The organism is Herbidospora sp. RD11066, assembly GCF_054661255.1.
In genome coordinates, this window is record NZ_BAAGDO010000412.1 from 1 (window position 1) to 230 (window position 230).

General features: G+C 53.0%; 1 protein-coding gene. It reads left to right on the forward strand.

Features of this window, described 5'->3' with window-relative positions:
• Positions 1-230 (forward strand): hypothetical protein (locus ACYQ78_RS40205; RefSeq protein WP_459806254.1); only part of this gene is annotated, 230 nt, incomplete at both ends.

Consider the following 230-nt stretch of genomic DNA (forward strand, 5'->3'; position numbering starts at 1 on the left):
AAGAGGGCGAAGAGAAGAAAGAAGGCGAGGAAGAGGGGAAAACTGAAGAAGGCGCTGCAGCCGAAGGTGGAGAGAGTGGTGAGGCTGCTGCCGACGAACAGCCAAAGGAACATACAGAGGAATCAAAAGAGGAGGAGGCCAAAGAATCTGAAAAGAAAGAGGAAGAAACGCCAGTGGTAAATGGCGATGCAAGCGAGGCAAGGCGGATCGGAGCCATGTCGTTCTGTGAG